Origin of the sequence: Centipeda periodontii DSM 2778 (genome assembly GCF_000213975.1) — a bacterium.
Lineage (GTDB): Bacteria > Bacillota > Negativicutes > Selenomonadales > Selenomonadaceae > Centipeda > Centipeda periodontii.
Map to the genome: position 1 here is coordinate 676,259 of NZ_GL892076.1, position 17,542 is coordinate 693,800.

The 17,542-nt window shown below is 59.3% G+C and carries 7 protein-coding genes; 5 read left to right on the forward strand and 2 right to left on the reverse strand.

Annotation, left to right across the window (positions count from 1 at the left end):
• Positions 1–158 precede the first annotated feature (158 nt).
• From HMPREF9081_RS02975 to rpoN, 4 genes are all read left to right on the forward strand, one after another.
• Positions 159–2,423, forward strand: coding sequence for an anaerobic ribonucleoside triphosphate reductase (locus tag HMPREF9081_RS02975; protein ID WP_006305498.1), 2,265 nt, complete (start codon positions 159–161; stop codon positions 2,421–2,423).
• Between the two features lie 613 nt (positions 2,424–3,036).
• On the forward strand, positions 3,037–10,821 hold the full coding sequence (locus tag HMPREF9081_RS12730; RefSeq protein ID WP_050794997.1) for an autotransporter outer membrane beta-barrel domain-containing protein: 7,785 nt from the start codon (positions 3,037–3,039) through the stop codon (positions 10,819–10,821).
• 469 nt (positions 10,822–11,290) lie between these two features.
• Positions 11,291–12,043 (forward strand): nucleoside/nucleotide kinase family protein, encoded by a 753-nt coding sequence (locus HMPREF9081_RS02990; protein ID WP_006305500.1) that lies wholly within the window; start codon positions 11,291–11,293, stop codon positions 12,041–12,043.
• A 29-nt stretch (positions 12,044–12,072) separates the two neighbouring features.
• A complete protein-coding gene (gene rpoN / locus HMPREF9081_RS02995) occupies positions 12,073–13,434 on the forward strand; it encodes an RNA polymerase factor sigma-54 (protein ID WP_006305501.1) in 1,362 nt (453 codons plus the stop codon).
• A 450-nt stretch (positions 13,435–13,884) separates the two neighbouring features.
• Here the strand turns inward: rpoN and clpX are convergent, their stop codons facing one another.
• Together clpX and HMPREF9081_RS03005 are read right to left on the reverse strand one after the other, a co-directional pair.
• Positions 13,885–15,177, reverse strand: a complete 1,293-nt coding sequence (clpX, locus tag HMPREF9081_RS03000; RefSeq protein WP_006305502.1) for an ATP-dependent Clp protease ATP-binding subunit ClpX — start codon at positions 15,175–15,177, stop codon at positions 13,885–13,887.
• Positions 15,178–15,314: 137 nt separating this feature from the next.
• Positions 15,315–16,241: a LysR family transcriptional regulator gene (locus HMPREF9081_RS03005; RefSeq protein ID WP_154647283.1), complete on the reverse strand. Its 927-nt coding sequence runs from the start codon at positions 16,239–16,241 to the stop codon at positions 15,315–15,317.
• A 223-nt stretch (positions 16,242–16,464) separates the two neighbouring features.
• Between HMPREF9081_RS03005 and HMPREF9081_RS12735 the strand changes: the two genes are divergently transcribed.
• On the forward strand, positions 16,465–17,130 hold the full coding sequence (locus HMPREF9081_RS12735) for an MFS transporter (protein WP_050794998.1): 666 nt from the start codon (positions 16,465–16,467) through the stop codon (positions 17,128–17,130).
• Positions 17,131–17,542: the final 412 nt, after the last annotated feature.

The window sequence follows — 17,542 nt, forward strand, 5'->3', positions numbered from 1 at the left end:
AAAAATGCAATCGGGACAAAAGTAGGAAAATTCTATGAAGCGCATCTTCTTCCGCCTCAGCAGGAGAAAAATTTCCTTGCCAAGAATCTCGTCCTCTGTTACAATATGTTCCGTATCGAATATCATCAACCACAATATATAGTATAAGGAGCTCATTCATGACAGTGACGACCGTAACGAAGCGCGCGGGACATGCCGTGCCCTATGACCGCACAAAGATCCGCAACGCGATCGCGGCGGCGAGCAAGGAGTACGTTCACCCGATGACGGCGGCAGAGATCGACGCCGTGACGACCGCCGTCGAGGAAGCGTTCGGCGATCGTGCGGAGATCAGCGTCGAGGAGATCCAGGATCTCGTCGAGAAGCAGCTGCTCGTGCATGGCTTCCACGACATCGCACGCCGCTACATCACCTATCGTCAGCGGCACGCACAGCGCCGCCTCGCGCAGAAGCACCTCATGGCGAGCTACCGCGACATCTTCTTCGCGGACTCCGTCGACTCCGACCTCAAGCGCGACAACGCGAACATCAACACGGACGCGTCCATGGGCATCATGCTGAAGCTTGGCGCGGAGGGCGCGAAACACTTCGTCGACAACTACGTGCTCGACGAGCGTTACGCCGTCGCTGACCGCGAGAACTTCATCCACATCCATGACAAGGACTTCTCACTTATCACTTTTAATTGTTGCCAGATAGATCTCCTCAAACTCTTTCGCGGCGGCTTCTCCACGGGGCACGGCTTCCTGCGCGAGCCGAACTCCATCCGCGCATACGCGAGCCTTGCGTGCATTGCAATCCAGTCGAACCAGAACGATATGTTCGGCGGGCAGAGCATCAACGCGTTTGACTATGCCATGGCGGACGGTGTGAAAAAGTCGTTCCGCAAGGCACTCGTCGAGGAGGCGTGGAAGGCGCTCCTCTATCGCCTCGGGCGCGGGCATTTCACCCATGACGCATTCAAAAAGGCACTGCGTGCGGAGCTGGACTTTGCCATCTGCGTCTATGCGGAAAAGCAGGACGACGCGCGTGCGGAAAAGGCACGTGCAGAACTCGCACGCGCCCTGCACGTCGTCTACAGCACGGCGTTCGAGACACCGGTCGCACAGGAACTCGAAGCGGACGTGCGTACCGTCTATCAGCTTGCGTGTGAGAGCGTCGAGGAGGAGACCCATCAGGCGATGGAGGCGCTCATCCACAACTTTAACACGCTGCACTCCCGCGCGGGCGCACAGGTGCCGTTCAGCTCCATCAACTACGGCATGGATACCTCGCCCGAGGGGCGGCTCGTCATTCGCGAGGTGCTCAGCGCAATATGGCAGGGACTTGGCAACGGCGAGACGGCGATCTTCCCGATCTCCGTGTTCCAGCTCAAGGCGGGCGTCAACTACAACCCCGAGGATCCGAACTACGACCTCTTCATCGAGTCCTGCCGCGTCAGCGCACGCCGTCTGTTCCCGAACTTCGTCAACCTCGACGCGCCGTACAACCTCCAGTACTACAAGCCCGGCGACTACAACAGCTGCGTCGCGACCATGGGCTGCCGCACGCGCGTCATGAGCAACGTCAACGGCCCCGAGCAGTCGGGCAGCCGCGGCAACTTCTCCTTTACGACGATCAACCTGCCGAAACTCGCGCTGGAAGCAAAGGGCGACCTGGATAAGTTCTGGGAGCTTTACGATCACTACATCGACCTCTGTCACGACTACCTCCTCGACCGCCTGAAGATCATTGAGGAGAAGCACGTTTACAACTATCCGTTCCTCATGGGGCAGGGCGTGTGGATGGACAGCGAGAAGGCGAGTCCGGTCGACTCCATCAAGGATCTTCTCAAGCACGCCTCATACTCCATCGGCTTCTGCGGACTTGCCGAGTGCCTTGTCGCCCTCACGGGCAAGCACCACGGCGAGAGTGCAGCGGCACAGGAGCTCGGACTCAAGATCGTCGGACATCTCAGAGAGCGCACGGACGCGTACACCGAGGCGGAACAGCGCAACTGGACGACGTTCGGCACGCCCGCCGAGAGCACGGCGGGGCAGTTCCAGCGCGCGAACAAAAAGACGTACGGCATCATCCCCGGTGTCACCGACCGCTCCTACATGACGAACTCCAGCCATGTGCCTGTCTACTACGACATCAGCGCATACGACAAGATCTGCATTGAGGCACCGTACCATGCGCTTGAGAACGCGGGGCACATCGCCTACATCGAGATGGACGGGGATCCCTCGAAGAACGTCAAGGCGTTCGAGAAGGTCGTCCGCGCCATGCACGACGCGGACATGGGCTACTTCTCCATCAACCACCCCGTCGACCGCGACCCCGTCTGCGGCTATACGGGGCTGATCGAGAACGAGTGCCCGCACTGCCACCGCAAGGAAAGCTCCTTCGGCACCATGACCGTGCCGCGCATGAAGGACTGAGTAGAAATAAAATGCTGCGCTGTGAAGGCGATTGCTTTCGCGGCGCAGTTTTTGTTTCCCCAAACGCTCATGGCGCCCCTATCGTCACGCCTGCGGCGTGCCACTTCCCCCGTCTCGGACGGGGGAAGCTCATATTCCGCGCTCCCAAGCCTCCCCCGTCGGAACGGGGGAGGGGGACCGCTTGCGGTGGAAGGGGCACCATGAACAAGCTATAACGCTCTATCGTAAGAAAGTCACACAAGTCACCGGCGCCCCTATCGTCACGCCTGCGGCGTGCCACTTCCCCCGTCTCGGACGGGGGAAGCTCATATGCCGCGCTCCTGCCCCCTCTTTTTATGCAAACATATTTATGGAATCACTGATAAATAGTGGATAATCACAGCCAGCTGATCCGCAGACACAAATTTCACAAATTGCAATACAAAAGAGCGTGCAATGATCTGCCCCCCAAAAGTTAGATCCTATCAGTCTAACTTTTTGGGGTCACTACATTTGACTGCTTTCGCGTTCATGACATACTTTCGTCGTTTATGACATACTTTGTTGATATTTCTCGTAGATGTGAGAAAATATGGATAGGATGTATAGGAATCACGCGCAGGAGGCAAATGATATGTATCAGGAAATCAAATCAAGACGGCTGGCGCTTCTCGTCGCAATCGCACTGACGGGCGGCTCCCTCGCGGGGGCGACGAATGCGTATGCGGCAGAGGTGACGGGGCAGAACGTGACGATCAATGCGTCAAACCCGCCGAGCAACAATGTCACAGATCCGTACAACGACCCCGGCAGTGCTGCCGGTGCCATCAACGATCCCGCAAATGGAGACGATGTATCGGGCAACACGCTGACCTTGGAAAACTATGACTACAGCGTCCACGGCGGCGTCAACCCCAACACCATATACGGCGGCTTCACGCGCGGTACGGGGCGCGCGAAGGAGAATATCGTCCATATCCGCAGCGGCGGAATAGTCGACGCCGCCGTAGGCGGCATCAACTGCGGCGGCGGCGATGCCGTGGGGAACCGGGTCTATCTCCATGCAGGAGGGCTGGTGAATGAGGCCGTTTCCGGCGGCTCCGTCTACGGTGCATCCGGCAGCGCAGAGAACAATCATGTTGTCGTAGAGAGCGGCAGAGTGAATGACGTCATCTACGGCGGCTGCATCGGGATCGCGTCCACGGGACATGCGACGGGCAACACGGTCACGATCACGGGCGGCGAGATTCGTGGTCACGTCTACGGCGGCTTTACGTATGGGAATGGCGATGTCACAGGCAATATCGTCAACATCGGCGACGGTGCGCATGACCTCGCGACGGGTACGAGCATTCAAAAATCCATCTACGGCGGCTCCAACGACGGCGGTTCGGGAACGATCTCGGGCAACATCCTCAACGTCAAGGCATCCGCTTCGGCGCAGAACATCCACAATTTCGACACGATCAACTTCCACTTTACGAATACGCTCTCGCCCAAGCTCACGCTGAGTGACACTGCGGGCACGACCATTAACCGCCTGCGCGATATTACCGTGAGCGGCTTCTCGACAATCGGTACGAGAACGCTGATCGAGAACGCGAACGGCATTACCGTGTCGGACGGCAGCTCATCTGTGAGCACTACGGGCGATACCGCAGAGACAACCCTGAGCACAGACACAACGCGCAAAAAAATCGACTACACGCGCTATATCTTCAAGGGTGCACGCACTGCCGAGAGCAGCATCTACCATGAAACATGGGGCGGCCGCTCCGTCATCGGCAACACGACGACGGGCAACGAGATCACGGTTACGAGCGGTACGCATACGGACGTGTACGGCGGCTGGACGAGGGACGACGCATCCTCACAGACTGCAACAGCGGACAAGGGCAACAGCACGTATAACAAGGTCACAGTCGACGGCACTGCCACGGTCAGCGGCAATGTCTATGGCGGTATGACGACTGTGGAGGACGGCAAGGCATCGTACAACGAAGTGACGATCAACGGTGGCACACTGAATGACAGCCGCTATGTCTATGGCGGAAGTGCCGAGAGCGGTTCTTCGGCAGACAACAACAAGGTCTACTTGAACGGCATACGTACTTCGGGCACTGTTTACGGTGGCTCTACCGGTACTGGGACGGCAAACGGCAACGAAGTCCATCTGAACGGCGCGACGGTGACGGGTTCTGTCTACGGCGGCAATGGTGACTCGACAAACAAGAACAAGGTCTACCTCTTGAACGGCGCGCAGGTGACGAGGACTGTCTTCGGCGGCAATGCTACCTCGGCAAACGACAACGAAGTCCATCTGAACGGCGCGACGGTGACGGGTTCTGTCTACGGCGGCGCGGCAAACGGCACGGGCAATCTGCTCAGTGTCAAGGGCGTGAACAGAGCCGGGCGGATTGCGGGCTTCCAGAAGCTCCACTTCGATGCGACGGGCGTCGCTGCGGGGCAGCATATGCTCACCATTACGGATACCGCCAACCGGACGGCGCTCGATTGGAATGCGCTCACAGCCACAGGCACGGCGCGGGGCATTGATTTGATCTATCACGAGCAGGGCATTGCCCTTTCGCACTACACGGCGGGCAGTGTAAAGTCCGCATTGAGCGAAGACGGCAAGAGCGAGTACGACATCGAAGCCGTCGACGAGGGCGGCACTGTCAAGAGAATCGCCTACAACAGCTACCGGTTCAAGGACGCACGCACTGCCGAGACGGTTGGGGGCGAAACATGGGGCGGCCGCTCGAGGGTCGGCAACACGACCACGGGCAACGAGATCACGGTGAGCAGCGGAACGCATACGGAGGTCTACGGCGGCTGGACGAGGGGGGCATCCTCACAGACTGCAACAGCGGACAAGGGCAACAGCACGTATAACAAGGTCACAGTCGACGGCACTGCCACGGTCAGCGGCAATGTCTATGGCGGTATGACGACCGTGATGGGCGGCAAGGCATCGAACAACGTAGTGACGATCAACGAAGGTGTCACACTGAATGACAGCCGCTATGTCTATGGCGGAAGTGCCACCAGCGGTTCTTCGGCAGACGACAACAAGGTCTACTTGAACGGCATACGTACTTCGGGCACTGTTTACGGTGGCTCTACCGGTTTTGGGACGGCAAACGGCAACGAAGTCCATCTGAACGGCGCGACGGTGACGGGGTCTGTCTTCGGCGGCGATAGCGCTACCTCGACAAGCAAGAACAAGGTCTACTTGAACGGCGCGACGGTGACGAGGTCTGTCTACGGCGGCAGCGGTGGGACGGCAAACGACAACGAAGTCCATCTGAACGGCGCGACGGTGACGGGTCCTGTCTACGGCGGCGCGGCAAACGGCACGGGCAATCTGCTCAGTGTCAAGGGCGTGAACAGTGCCGGGCAGATTGTGTACTTCCAGAAGCTCCACTTCGATGCGACGGGCGTCGCTGCGGGGGCGACCATGCTGAATCTGAACGGCGGCGCGGGCACAACGCTCGACAGGGGCGCGATTGACGCCACAGGCAGTACGGTCAGCGGCGGCATTTCCCTCCTGCACAATGCGAACGGCATCACGGTCAACGGACTTGCAGCGACCGATAACATTCTGAAATCCGAGGCGGACGCGACGACGGAGAAAAACATCGCCGCCCTCAAGAACGGCGCGACGATCACGGACATTCGCTACGAGGGCTATCAGTTCGCAGACGTGACGACTGCTGTCACCACTCCCACAGAAGCCTACGGCGGCATCTCGCGGGCGGGCAACTCCACGCACGATAATGTGATCACCGTAAACGGCAACTACGCGAACGTCTACGGTGGTCATACGAGCGGCGCAGGTACGACGAGGGCCGACAAGAATAACAGCTACAACAATGCCGTCACCATCACGGGCGGCACGATTGGCAACGTCTACGGCGGCTATACGGCGGCGGCAGACGGCACGACGAACAATAATACCGTCACGCTTGCGGGCGGCACGGTCACGGGCACAGTCTCGGGCGGCAACCGCACGGCGGTCGGCAATACGCTGAACGTCGTGGGCATGAACAACCGTGCGGGCAGTGTCGAGAACTTCCAAAATATGAACTTCGATGCGACGGGCGCTGTGAAGGACAGCACGCTGCTGACCGTCACGGGCGCTAATGCGACCAAGGTGGACTGGACGAAGCTCACGGCGACGGGAACGTCGGTGAAACCGCTCACCCTGCTGAAGAACGAGAGCGGCATCGACCTCACGAGCTACACGGGCGCGGCGAAGTCCGAGACGACGGACACGGCGGAAACGAACATCGATGTCCGCAAGAACAGCCTCGGCAGAATCACCGCAATCACCTACGAGGGCTACCAGTTCGCGCGCGCAGAGTCTGCGAGCGTCATAGGTACTGACGCATTCGGCGGCATCTCGCGGGCGGGCAACGCAACGCATACGAATCATATCACCGTCAACGGCAACTATACGAACGTGTATGGCGGTCACACGAGCGGCATGAGCACAACAGCTGTCGAGAAGAAGAACAGCCATGACAATACGGTCACCATCACGGGCGGCTCGATTGGCAATGTCTACGGCGGCTATACGGCGGCGGCAGACGGCACGACGAATCACAATACCGTCACGCTTGCGGGCGGCACGGTCACGGGCACAGTCTCCGGCGGCAACCGCACGGCGCAGGGCAACAAGCTCGTTGTCAATGCGAATGCGCGTGTCGGCAGGATTGAGAACTTCGAGAAATATGTCTTTAACTACAAGGAGTCAATGGCTGCAGATCCGATGCTGACGCTCACAGGGGGCGCAGCCTCTATGCGCCTCGACGCCATCGAAGCGAACGGCACGGTGACGGAAACACCTACGACACTCGTACACAATGCGGCAGGTCTGACCATCGCCGACTATGACAACAAGCCGAAGTCCATGCTGAACGCCGACGGCACGCGCGAGACGAATCTCGACGTGAGGAAGACCGGCACGCTGCTGACCGACATCGTTCGCTACTCCTCCTACAGCTTTAAGGGCACGACGGAGAGCACGACCAACAACGGGAATACATGGGGCGGTCGCTCCTCTGCGGGCAACACGACGGCGGAGAACAGCGTCACCATCACGGGCGGCAATCACACGGACATCTATGGCGGCTGGACGACGGGAACGGGTTCTCAGGCTGCTGCGGACAAGCGCGGCGACAGCATTTCCAACAAGGTCACGGTAAACGGCTCGGCTGCGGTCAGCGGCACAGTCTACGGCGGTTTTACGGACGTTACAAATGGCAAGGCGACGCGCAACGAGGTCACGGTTGACAAGGCAATCGCGGGCGCAGTTGTCGGCGGTCAGTCGGCGGGCGATGCGACGGGCAACACAGTCACGGTCAATGCGAACGCCGGCGCCATCACGGGCGGCAAGTCCGCAAGCGGCGAAGCCACGGACAACAGCGTCACGGTCGGCAATGGCACAGTCTCCGGCGATATCGTCGGCGGCGATGGTACGACGACGAATAAAAATATCGTCAGCCTCGCACAGGCGAACGTCACGGGGAGTATCACGGGCGGCAGCGGCACGACTGCAAACGAAAACACGGTCAATATCGACCGCACGAATGTCGCGGGTACAATCACGGGCGGCGCGGCAGACGGCACGGGCAACACGCTGAATGTTGCGGGCACGAATACCGCCGCGAACATTGTCGGCTTCCAGAAGGTCGCATTCAATACGAACGGCGTTGCGGCGAATGGCACGGTGCTGAACCTGACGGGCGGCGCGCAGACGAAGGTCAACTGGACGAATCTCACGGTGACGGGAACAGCGGAGAAACCGCTCACCCTGCTGAAGAACGAGAGCGGCATCGACCTCGCGGGCTACACGGGCGCGGCGAAGTCCGAGACGACGGATCGGGCGGAGACGAACGTCGATGTCCGCAAGAACAATGACGGCAAAGTCACTGAAATTATCTACGAAGGCTACCAGTTCGCCCGCGCAGAGTCTGCGAGCGTCATAGGTACTGACACCTACGGCGGCATTTCGCGGGCGGGCAACGCCACGCACGATAATGTGATCACCGTCGCCGACGGCACGCATACGAATGTCTACGGCGGTCACACGAGCGGCGCAGGTACGACGAGGGACGACAAGGATAACAGCTACAGCAACAGTGTCACCATCACGGGCGGCACGATTGGCAATGTCTACGGCGGCTATACGGCGGCGGCGGACGGCACGACAAATAACAATACCGTCACGCTTGCGGGCGGCACGGTCACGGGCACAGTCTCCGGCGGCAACCGCACGGCGGACGGCAATACGCTGAACGTCAACACGGCGGCGACCGTCGGCAGGATTGAGAACTTCGAGAAGGTCGCGTTCAAGGATGCCGCCTCGAAGCTGACGCTGACGGATACGGGGACATTCAACCTCGATACCTTGGCGACGAACTTTGATGCGACGGCGAACCCCGTGACCCTCGTCGAGAGTGGGAATGCGCTGACACTCGCGGGCGGCAAAGCGTTCAAGTCTGAACTGAATGCCGACGGGACGAAGGAAACGGATCTCGATGTTCGCGGCGGGAAAAAGATTGTCCGCTATGCCTACACCTTTGCAGGTGCGAAGGCGGCGACGACCGTCGGCTCTGACACATGGGGCGGACGCTCGGCGGCGGGCAATACGACGACGGGCAACGAGATCACGCTCGCGGGCGGCAGCTATACGAATGTGTACGGCGGCCGGACGACGGGAACGGGTTCTCAGGCTGCTGCGGATAAGCGCGGCAACAGCATTTCAAATAAGGTCACGGTGAACGGCGCGGCTGCGGTCAGCGGCATAGTCTACGGCGGCTACACCGATGTCACGGGCGGCAGGGCGACGGGCAACGAGGTCACGATTGAAAAGGCGACCGTTGGCAGCGTTGTCGGCGGCTATGGCACGACTGCGAGCGGCAATGCGATCAACCTGACGGATGCGACCATCTCGGGCAGTGTCACGGGCGGCAGAGGCACGATCACGAACGACAATATCATCCGCCTCCGCAACACCAAGGTTACAGGCACGGTTACGGGCGGCAGCGGTACGATCACGAACGAGAACCGCACCGGCTTCCGCAGCGTGACGGTCAGCAGCACGGCTGCAAGCGGCACGGGCAACACGCTCGCCGTTTACTATGGCACGGGCACGACGTCGATTGGCGACCTCGGCGGCATCCAGAACATCCGTTTTGATCTGGAGGATGCGCCGACGGACGGCACGGCACATACGCTGCTGAGTCTTACGAATGCTGCGGGCGAGAAGAATCTTTCCAATATCAATCTCGCGGTTCACCGCAGTGGTGCGACGAAGAAACTTCGGAAGGGCGACACGTTCACCCTTGTCGAGAACACGACGGCGGGCGGCTCGGTCAGCATTGGCGACAATGTGACGGCCGAGGGCACGGACGGCGTCACGCGCAACTATACGTTTGGCATCGCAAGGAATGCGGACGGCAAGCTCGTTGCGACCGTCACGAAGGCGGGTATGAACGAACAGGCCAAGTCCCTCGTCGAGACGCGCGCGGGCGCGAGCGCATTCCTGAACGACGGCGCGGACTTCCTCGCAGGTGCAGGTATGTCTGCGGCGCAGAAGGAGGCGGCTGCTGCGGCGATGACGAGCGGCGGTGTATATGGTCTCTGGGCAGGCATGGGCGGCGGCTCGCTCCGCCACGAGACCGGTTCATACGTCGATATGAAGGGGTGGAATCTCGGCGTCGGCTGGGCGCGTGAGAATGCGGTGAAGGCAGGAACTCTGACCTTTGGCCCCTTCATCGAATACGGGCGCGGCAGCTATGACTCCTACCTCGACGACGGCACGCACGGCAGCGGCAAGACAAGCTATGTCGGCGTTGGTATGATGGCGAAGCTGGAGACGAAGGCGAACAGCTGGATCGACGGTGCGCTGCGCGTCGGCCGCACGAAGAGCGACTATACGGGGCTTGACACCAGCTACGATACAACGAGCACCTACTACGCGATGCACGTCGGCGTGGGCAAGGACTTCCGCGTGCGTGAGGGCGATACCGTCAGCGCGTATGTGCGTTACTCCTACGCGCATACGGCGGGTGCGAGCGCACATCTCAGCTCGGGCGAGACCTGTGACTTCGATGCGGTGAACTCGCATCGCCTGCGCATCGGCACGCGCTACACGCACGGTGAGACGGCGCTGAGTCAGCTCTATGCGGGACTTGCGTGGGAGTATGAGTTTGGCGGCGATGCGCGTGCGACCTACGATGGAGACAGCGCGCCGAGTCCGTCGCTGAGGGGCGGCAGCGGGCTTCTTGAGCTGGGCTATCGCTTCGCACCGAAGGCGGACAGCCGTATCAGCTACGATCTGAACCTGAGCGGCTGGCAGGGCAAGCGTCAGGGCGTCACGGGCGGCATCTCCGTCAAGTGGGCGTTCTGAGCGACAGCAATAGCCTCCCCGCTGTGGCAGGGAGGCTTGGGAGCATGGCATATCAGCCTCCCCCGCCGGAGCGGGGGAGGTGGCGAGCAAGGCGAGCCGGAAGGGGCGCCATGAACAAGCTATAACTCTCTATCGAGAGACTGTTGCACGAAGTTGTTATGACGCGTGCAGCAGTTTTTTTGTTATGCTTTTGTTCGTGTTCCCCGAACGCTCAAAGCCCCCTTCCACCGCTTCGCGGTCTACACGTCCCGCGCACAGGCTCCTCCCCCGTTGCGACGGGGGAGGCTATTGGATAACGACATATTAGCCTCCGCTGCCGGAGCGGGGGAGGTGGCGAGCAAAGCGAGCCGGAAGGGGTGCCATGAACGATGCAGTTGAAGCATCGTATGCACCGTCAATCAAGGGATTTCAGTATTTCCAAAACCCCGACTCTCTGCTACAATAAAAAAGAACGAAAGGAGAGATTCCCATGCACGAGAAACGATGGCGCGACTACGAGATGACCGTGAACGGACTGCCGCAGCGCATCCGCTACAACGAGGCGACGGTAGAGGGACTTTTCCTTCCGCTCCTGCATCGCCTCGCCGCCCTAGAGGCGGAGAAGGGCGGGCGCCTCCTCGTCTTCCTCGCCGCGCCGCCCGCCACGGGGAAATCCACGCTGCTGCAATTTTTGGAGCGGTTGACACAGGAACAGGATGACCTGACGAGAATTCAGACGTTCGGCATGGACGGCTTTCACTATCCGAACCGTTATCTGGAGACACATACCATCCTGCGCGACGGTGTGGAGATACCACTGAAATCCATCAAGGGCGCACCCGAGACCTTCGACGTGGCGCATCTTGCGGCGAAACTCGCGGCGGCGAAGGAGGGGGCGACCCCGTTTCCCATCTATGACCGCCGCATTCACGATGTTGTCCCCGATGCGCTCATTGCAGACGCGCCAATCCTCTTCGTCGAGGGCAACTGGCTGCTGCTTGATGAGGAACTGTGGCGCGATCTGCGTGCCCTCGCCGACTATACCTTGCGCATCGACGCGCCGCCCGCATTCCTGCGTGACCGCCTCATCGCCCGCAAGGTGCAGGGCGGAGGCTCGGAGGCGGAGGCGACTGCCTTCTACGACGCGAGCGACCGCAAAAATGTGGAACGGTTCATCGCACATGCGGGGCGTGCCGATGAGGTGTGGCAGATGGCGGCGGACGGGGATTTTGTACGGGCGTAACGGAAAATGAACGGAGAGGAGGGGAACCCATGCAGCTGACACAGCAACCCAAAATTACACAGAGCCTCGTCATGACGGCGCAGCTACAGCAGGCGATCCGCATCCTGCAGCTCTCCACGCCGGATCTTGCCGCAGAGATCGAGCGCGCCTTTTTGGAGAATCCCCTGCTCGAGATGGAGGAGGGGGACGACGCGCCCGCGCAGGAAACTCCGCTCGCGTACGACGAGGGGCGTGAACGCGCAGAGGATGCCTTTGCCGCCGCCTATGATGCCGATGATCCGTACGAGTCGGAGACGCGCGCGGAGAGAACGCACGCGGATTTCGCTGCGCCGGTTGCGCTCTCGCTTGAGGAGGAACTGCTGCGTGAGGTGGATGTCCGCTTTACCGACCACGCGGAGAAGGCGATCGCCGTCTTCCTCGTCGGTTCGCTCGATGCGCGCGGCTATCTCGTTGTGTCGCTCTCCGAGGTTGCGCGTGCGACGGGCGCGGATGAGGGCACGGTGGAGCGCGTGCTTCGCGTTCTGCAGGGCTTTGAGCCGCCGGGCATCGCGGCGCGTGATCTCGCCGAGTGCATGCGCCTGCAGGCGGAGCGGGCAGGGCTCTATGAGGGCATTTTACGTGCCGTGATCGAGCGTCATCTGCGCGCGGTTGCGGAGGGGCGCTATCGCGAGATTGCACGCGTGGAGGGGGCGACGCTTGCCGAGGTGCAGATGGCGGTGGACATCCTGCGCTCGTTCGCGCCGAAGCCCGGCAGCGGCTACGGTGCGGAGCCGCCTGCCTACATCCGCGCGGATGTGCGGCTCGTGCGCGTCGACGGACGCATGGAGGTGACGGTCTGCGAGGGGGGCCTGCCGCGCCTGCGCGTCTCGCGCCTCTATCAGCGTGCGGCGGAGATGGATGCGGAGACGCGCGGCTACATTGCGCAGCGGATCTATGCGGCGCGGGCGTTCATCCGCAGCATCGAGCAGCGCGGAGAGACACTGCGGCGCGTCGCGGAGGAACTTGTACGGCGGCAGGCGGACTTTGTCGCGCATGGAGATGCGGCACTGCGTCCGCTCACGATGCAGACCGTCGCGGCGGCGCTCGGGATGCACGAGTCGACCGTCAGCCGCGCCGTTGCGAACAAATACATCGACCTGCCGCGCGGACTCGTCCCGCTCAAATCGTTCTTCTCCTCTGCCGTCGGCACGGAGACGGCAGCGCACAGCGCCGGAGAGGTACGCGCGGCGATCGGCGCCATCATCGCGGCAGAGGATGCGGCGAAACCGCTCTCGGACGCGTACATCGCTGAGATGCTTGCCGCGCGCGGGATATCTGCGGCGCGCCGCACCGTGATGAAGTACCGTGAGCAGCTCGGCATCCCCTCCTCGGCGAAGCGGCGGAGGTATTGAGCCCCATGTTTTTATGGTTGAGGCGGTAGAAGCAGCCGCCGTTGTGGAACCGGCCTAGCGCGCGACATGACCGGTCGCAACGAAAAATCCCACTGCGTTTACTAGGCGCAGTGGGATTTTTGTCGTCCGTTGTGCTATACTGAAGCTGCCACGGCCCAACCAAGCCAATCCGGCAAGGAAGGGAGGTTGTCACGATGACCATCGGAGATGTTATGCTTTCCCTGCTGACCAGCGTACTCGGGAGTATTCTCGGAACGTTGATTCTGCAGAGGCTGGGGCGGTAGAAGCGACCGCCGTTGTGGCACCAGCCGGATGCGGCCTAACCAGTCGCAAAGAAAGACCCCTGCGGTAACCAGCCGCAGGGGATTCCTTTCTTTTGGATGTCAATGACCATCGTTGACTTCTATAGACAGTATAACACGTTTATCCTATTTTGCAAGAATAAATTTCTCAGCCCGCCGCCGCATTCTCGATGATCGGCGCGGCGCCCTCGGTGATGCACTCCTTTGTGACGGTGACGCGGCGCGGGGCGCTCTCACGTGGGATGTCGAACATCACGTCGAGCATGACCTCCTCGATGATGCCCTTGAGGCTGCGCGCGCCGGTCTTGCGCTCAATCGCCTTCTTTGCGACGGCACGCAGGGCGTCCTCGGTAAAGACAAGCTCGACGCCGTCCATCGCGAGCAGCTTCTCATACTGACGCACGGGGGCGTTGATCGGCTCGGTGAGGATGCGCAGGAGCGCGTCCTCGTCGAGCGTTTCGAGCGTGCAGATCACGGGCAGACGCCCGATGATCTCGGGGATGATGCCGTACTGCATCAGATCCTCGGGCGTCACCTGATGGATGAGGTGATCAAACTCCTTCTCGAGATCCTTGCCGCGCACCTCCGCGCCGAATCCCATCGCGACGTTGCCCTTCCTGAGACGCTTTGCAATCGTCTTCTCGATGCCGACGAATGCGCCGCCGACGATGAAGAGGATGTTCTTTGTGTCCACCTTGATGGTCGGCGCCTCGGGATGCTTGCGCTGTCCGCGTGCCGTGAACTCCACGACGCTCCCCTCAAGCATCTTGAGGAGTGCTTGCTGCACGCCCTCGTGCCCGGGGTCGGCGGTGATGGAGTTGTTTGCGCCGGATTTGCGCGCGATCTTGTCGAACTCGTCAAGGTAGATGATGCCGTGCTCCGCCCGTTCCACGTCTTTGTCCGCTGCGTAGTAGAGGTTGCGCACGGCGACCTCCACGTCCGCACCGACGAAGCCCGCCTCCGTGAGGCTCGAGGCGTCCGTCACGGCGAACGGCACGTCGAGCAGCTTCGAGAGGTGCGAGAGGAGCGCCGTCTTGCCGCAGCCCGAGGGCCCGAGCATGATGACGTTCGACTTCTCGATCTCCGTGTCCTCGCCCGTGTTCTCGTAGCCGTACTTCATGCGCTTGTAGTGGTTATACACCGCGACCGCGAGAATTTTCTTTGCGCGATCCTGCTTGATGATGTAGGTATCAAGGTAATCCTTGATGAGATGCGGGCGCGTCTTCTCGAGCACATCGTCGAGCTGCGTGCGGAACGAGCTCCGCTCCTCGGAGGAAACGGAGGCGTCGTGCTCATCGAGGAAGCGGTTGATCTCGCGCACACAGTCCTTGCAGATCGCAAAGCCCGTGTTCGGATCGTAGATCGGCATATCGTATTGGTCGCGCACGTCAATGATGCGCTTGCAGAAGCTGCACTGATGCTTCACCGGATTCTTCGGCATTTATTTTTCCTTTCAATTTAAAAAGTCATTCTTAAATCGATTATAACATAGATCATCAATGCTTTCTAGTCCCACTCATTCGGAGGTCATTTTTATCTGGTCTGTTGTGCTTTTCCTATTACGGGTTTGCTTCACACTTATTCGCTGTCAGTGGCGTAGAAATCCAACAGCTTTCGCGAGAATTCCTGCTCCTTCTTTCGAATGAACTGGAGCAGGCGTCGCTTGAATAAAATGATCTCTCGGCGCCTCGTCTGTTCCGTCACCTTTTCTGTTACCATGAACAGCTCGCGCACCGGACTTCCAATCGGCAGCCCGGATATCGAGCAGCGCCGTTCCTCCAAAAAATTCATGCAGACGCTGCATGGCGCGAAAAACCAGCTGCTCTCATCCAGCCAGTCCAAGGCGATCTTTGCGGAATCGACGGAGAACTTTGGTGGATACGAATATGGGAAATACTTGTTGTGCCACCTTCGATATTCTTCGCCCCAGTTGAAAAAAATCTGCTGCTCGATATCCAGATCGGAGGGGCGCAACATCTTTTTATGGTAGTCCGGATTTTGCGTTACGACCATCAAATTTTCTTCGTGGATCTTTTGCACATGGAGGTTTGGAATGATAAACCGAGAAAGCGGAAAGCCGATATCGATGAGGTTCAGGCGAACTTGTTCATAGATTTCGAGCGTATGCAGCGTTTTCACCTGAAGATGCCAAGTGATTTTGTCCTGCTTCAATTCCCGAAAGAATTCGTTGAAAAAATAATTGTTTACACTGTTTACCGACCCAATGCTGATTTCCAGATGTTCCTTTTCATATTTGAAATTTTCCAGTTCATGGTCAAGCTGCAGCCATTTTCGGGCGATGGGGAGAAAGCTCATCCCTGCGGATGTGAGCTCCGTGCGTTTTGCACCCTTACTGCGGACGATAAGGTTTGTTCCAAGTCGCTGCTCCAGCTCTTTGAGCCGATGACTTACTGTGGCCTGCGTCACGTACATCGCTCGAGCCGCTTTGCTGATATTTTGCATGACGGATACCGTTACAAAGGTATCGATTAACTCCCGCTCCAAAATCAGCCCTCCTCTCATAATAGTTCATTAAACATGGTACGCGATTTCTCCATGCGCTTTCGATCTTCTTTACGTCCGTCGCGACGCTGATCATGGGCCTTGCGAACTCGGGGCTGCAGCTCAAATGGGCGCGTGCGCTGCTCGGGCTGGCCGAAGGCCCGATCAACATCGGATCTGTCTCCGTCATCAACAAATGGTTTCCCACGCAGGAAAAGGGATTGCGATGGGGCTGTATCTCTCCTCCATCAAATTTGCCCCCGCCTTCGTGCCGCCCCTTTGTGCATGGCTGATCATGACATACGGTTGGCGCAGCGTATTCTATGCCTTTGCTGTGCCCGGTTTCTTCCTCACGGTTCTCTGGTATTTCTTTGTGCGCGACAACCCGCGCGACAGCAAGTTTGTCAATGAGGCGGAAGTCCACTACATCGAGAATCCCGTCATCCCGTCCGTTGCGGAGAAAAAGGATGCCACAGACAATACGACGACCAGCATTGGCGGCACATTGGATCGCCTCATCCGCACGCGTATCGTTGAGCCATTGGCGAACAACGCACAGATTCTACGTTTCTCGCCTATCCTCGGAAGAGATGCGCTTGCGAAAATGAAGCCGAGCAGCATCCTCATCAATGCGGCACGCGGCGGCGTCGTCGATGAGGTGGCGCTGGTGGAGGCGCTCAAAGAAAATCGAATCTTCGGTGCAGCTGTCGATGCCTTTGTCGAAGAGCCCGTACCGAAGAATCACAGGCTTTTCTCCTGTGGCAACTTCGTTGGCACGCCCCATAACGGCGCGAACACCGCGGACGCGCTGACGCGCATGGGAACAGAGGCGGTCGATGAGATCGTTCGTTTCGAGAGAGGAGAGGCGACGCGAACAAGGCTTGGGACATAGTGAAGTAACGAGGGAGGAAACAGCATTACTGTGTCTTTTATAATTTTTTGGGGCAAGCAGAGAAAAACTTGAAAAAGGGGGTTGACGAGAGTCAACCCTTTGTGTTATATTATGACAGTCGCGCCGATGAGAGCTGCGAGGAACTGGAAAGAACCTTGAAGCCTTGTGCGGCGCAGGATGTACCCTGAAAACTACACAATGCAAAACACGTTAGAGGAAACTCTAACAAGCCAGATGCAACATCGTTGATGTCAGTCAACGAAACACAATTCTTTTACAAGAATGACATAATGAGCCAACAGGCTCTTCACATTAGCGGAGAGTTTGATCCTGGCTCAGGACGAACGCTGGCGGCGTGCTTAACACATGCAAGTCGAACGGGATGATTTAGAAGCTTGCTTTTAGAGAATCT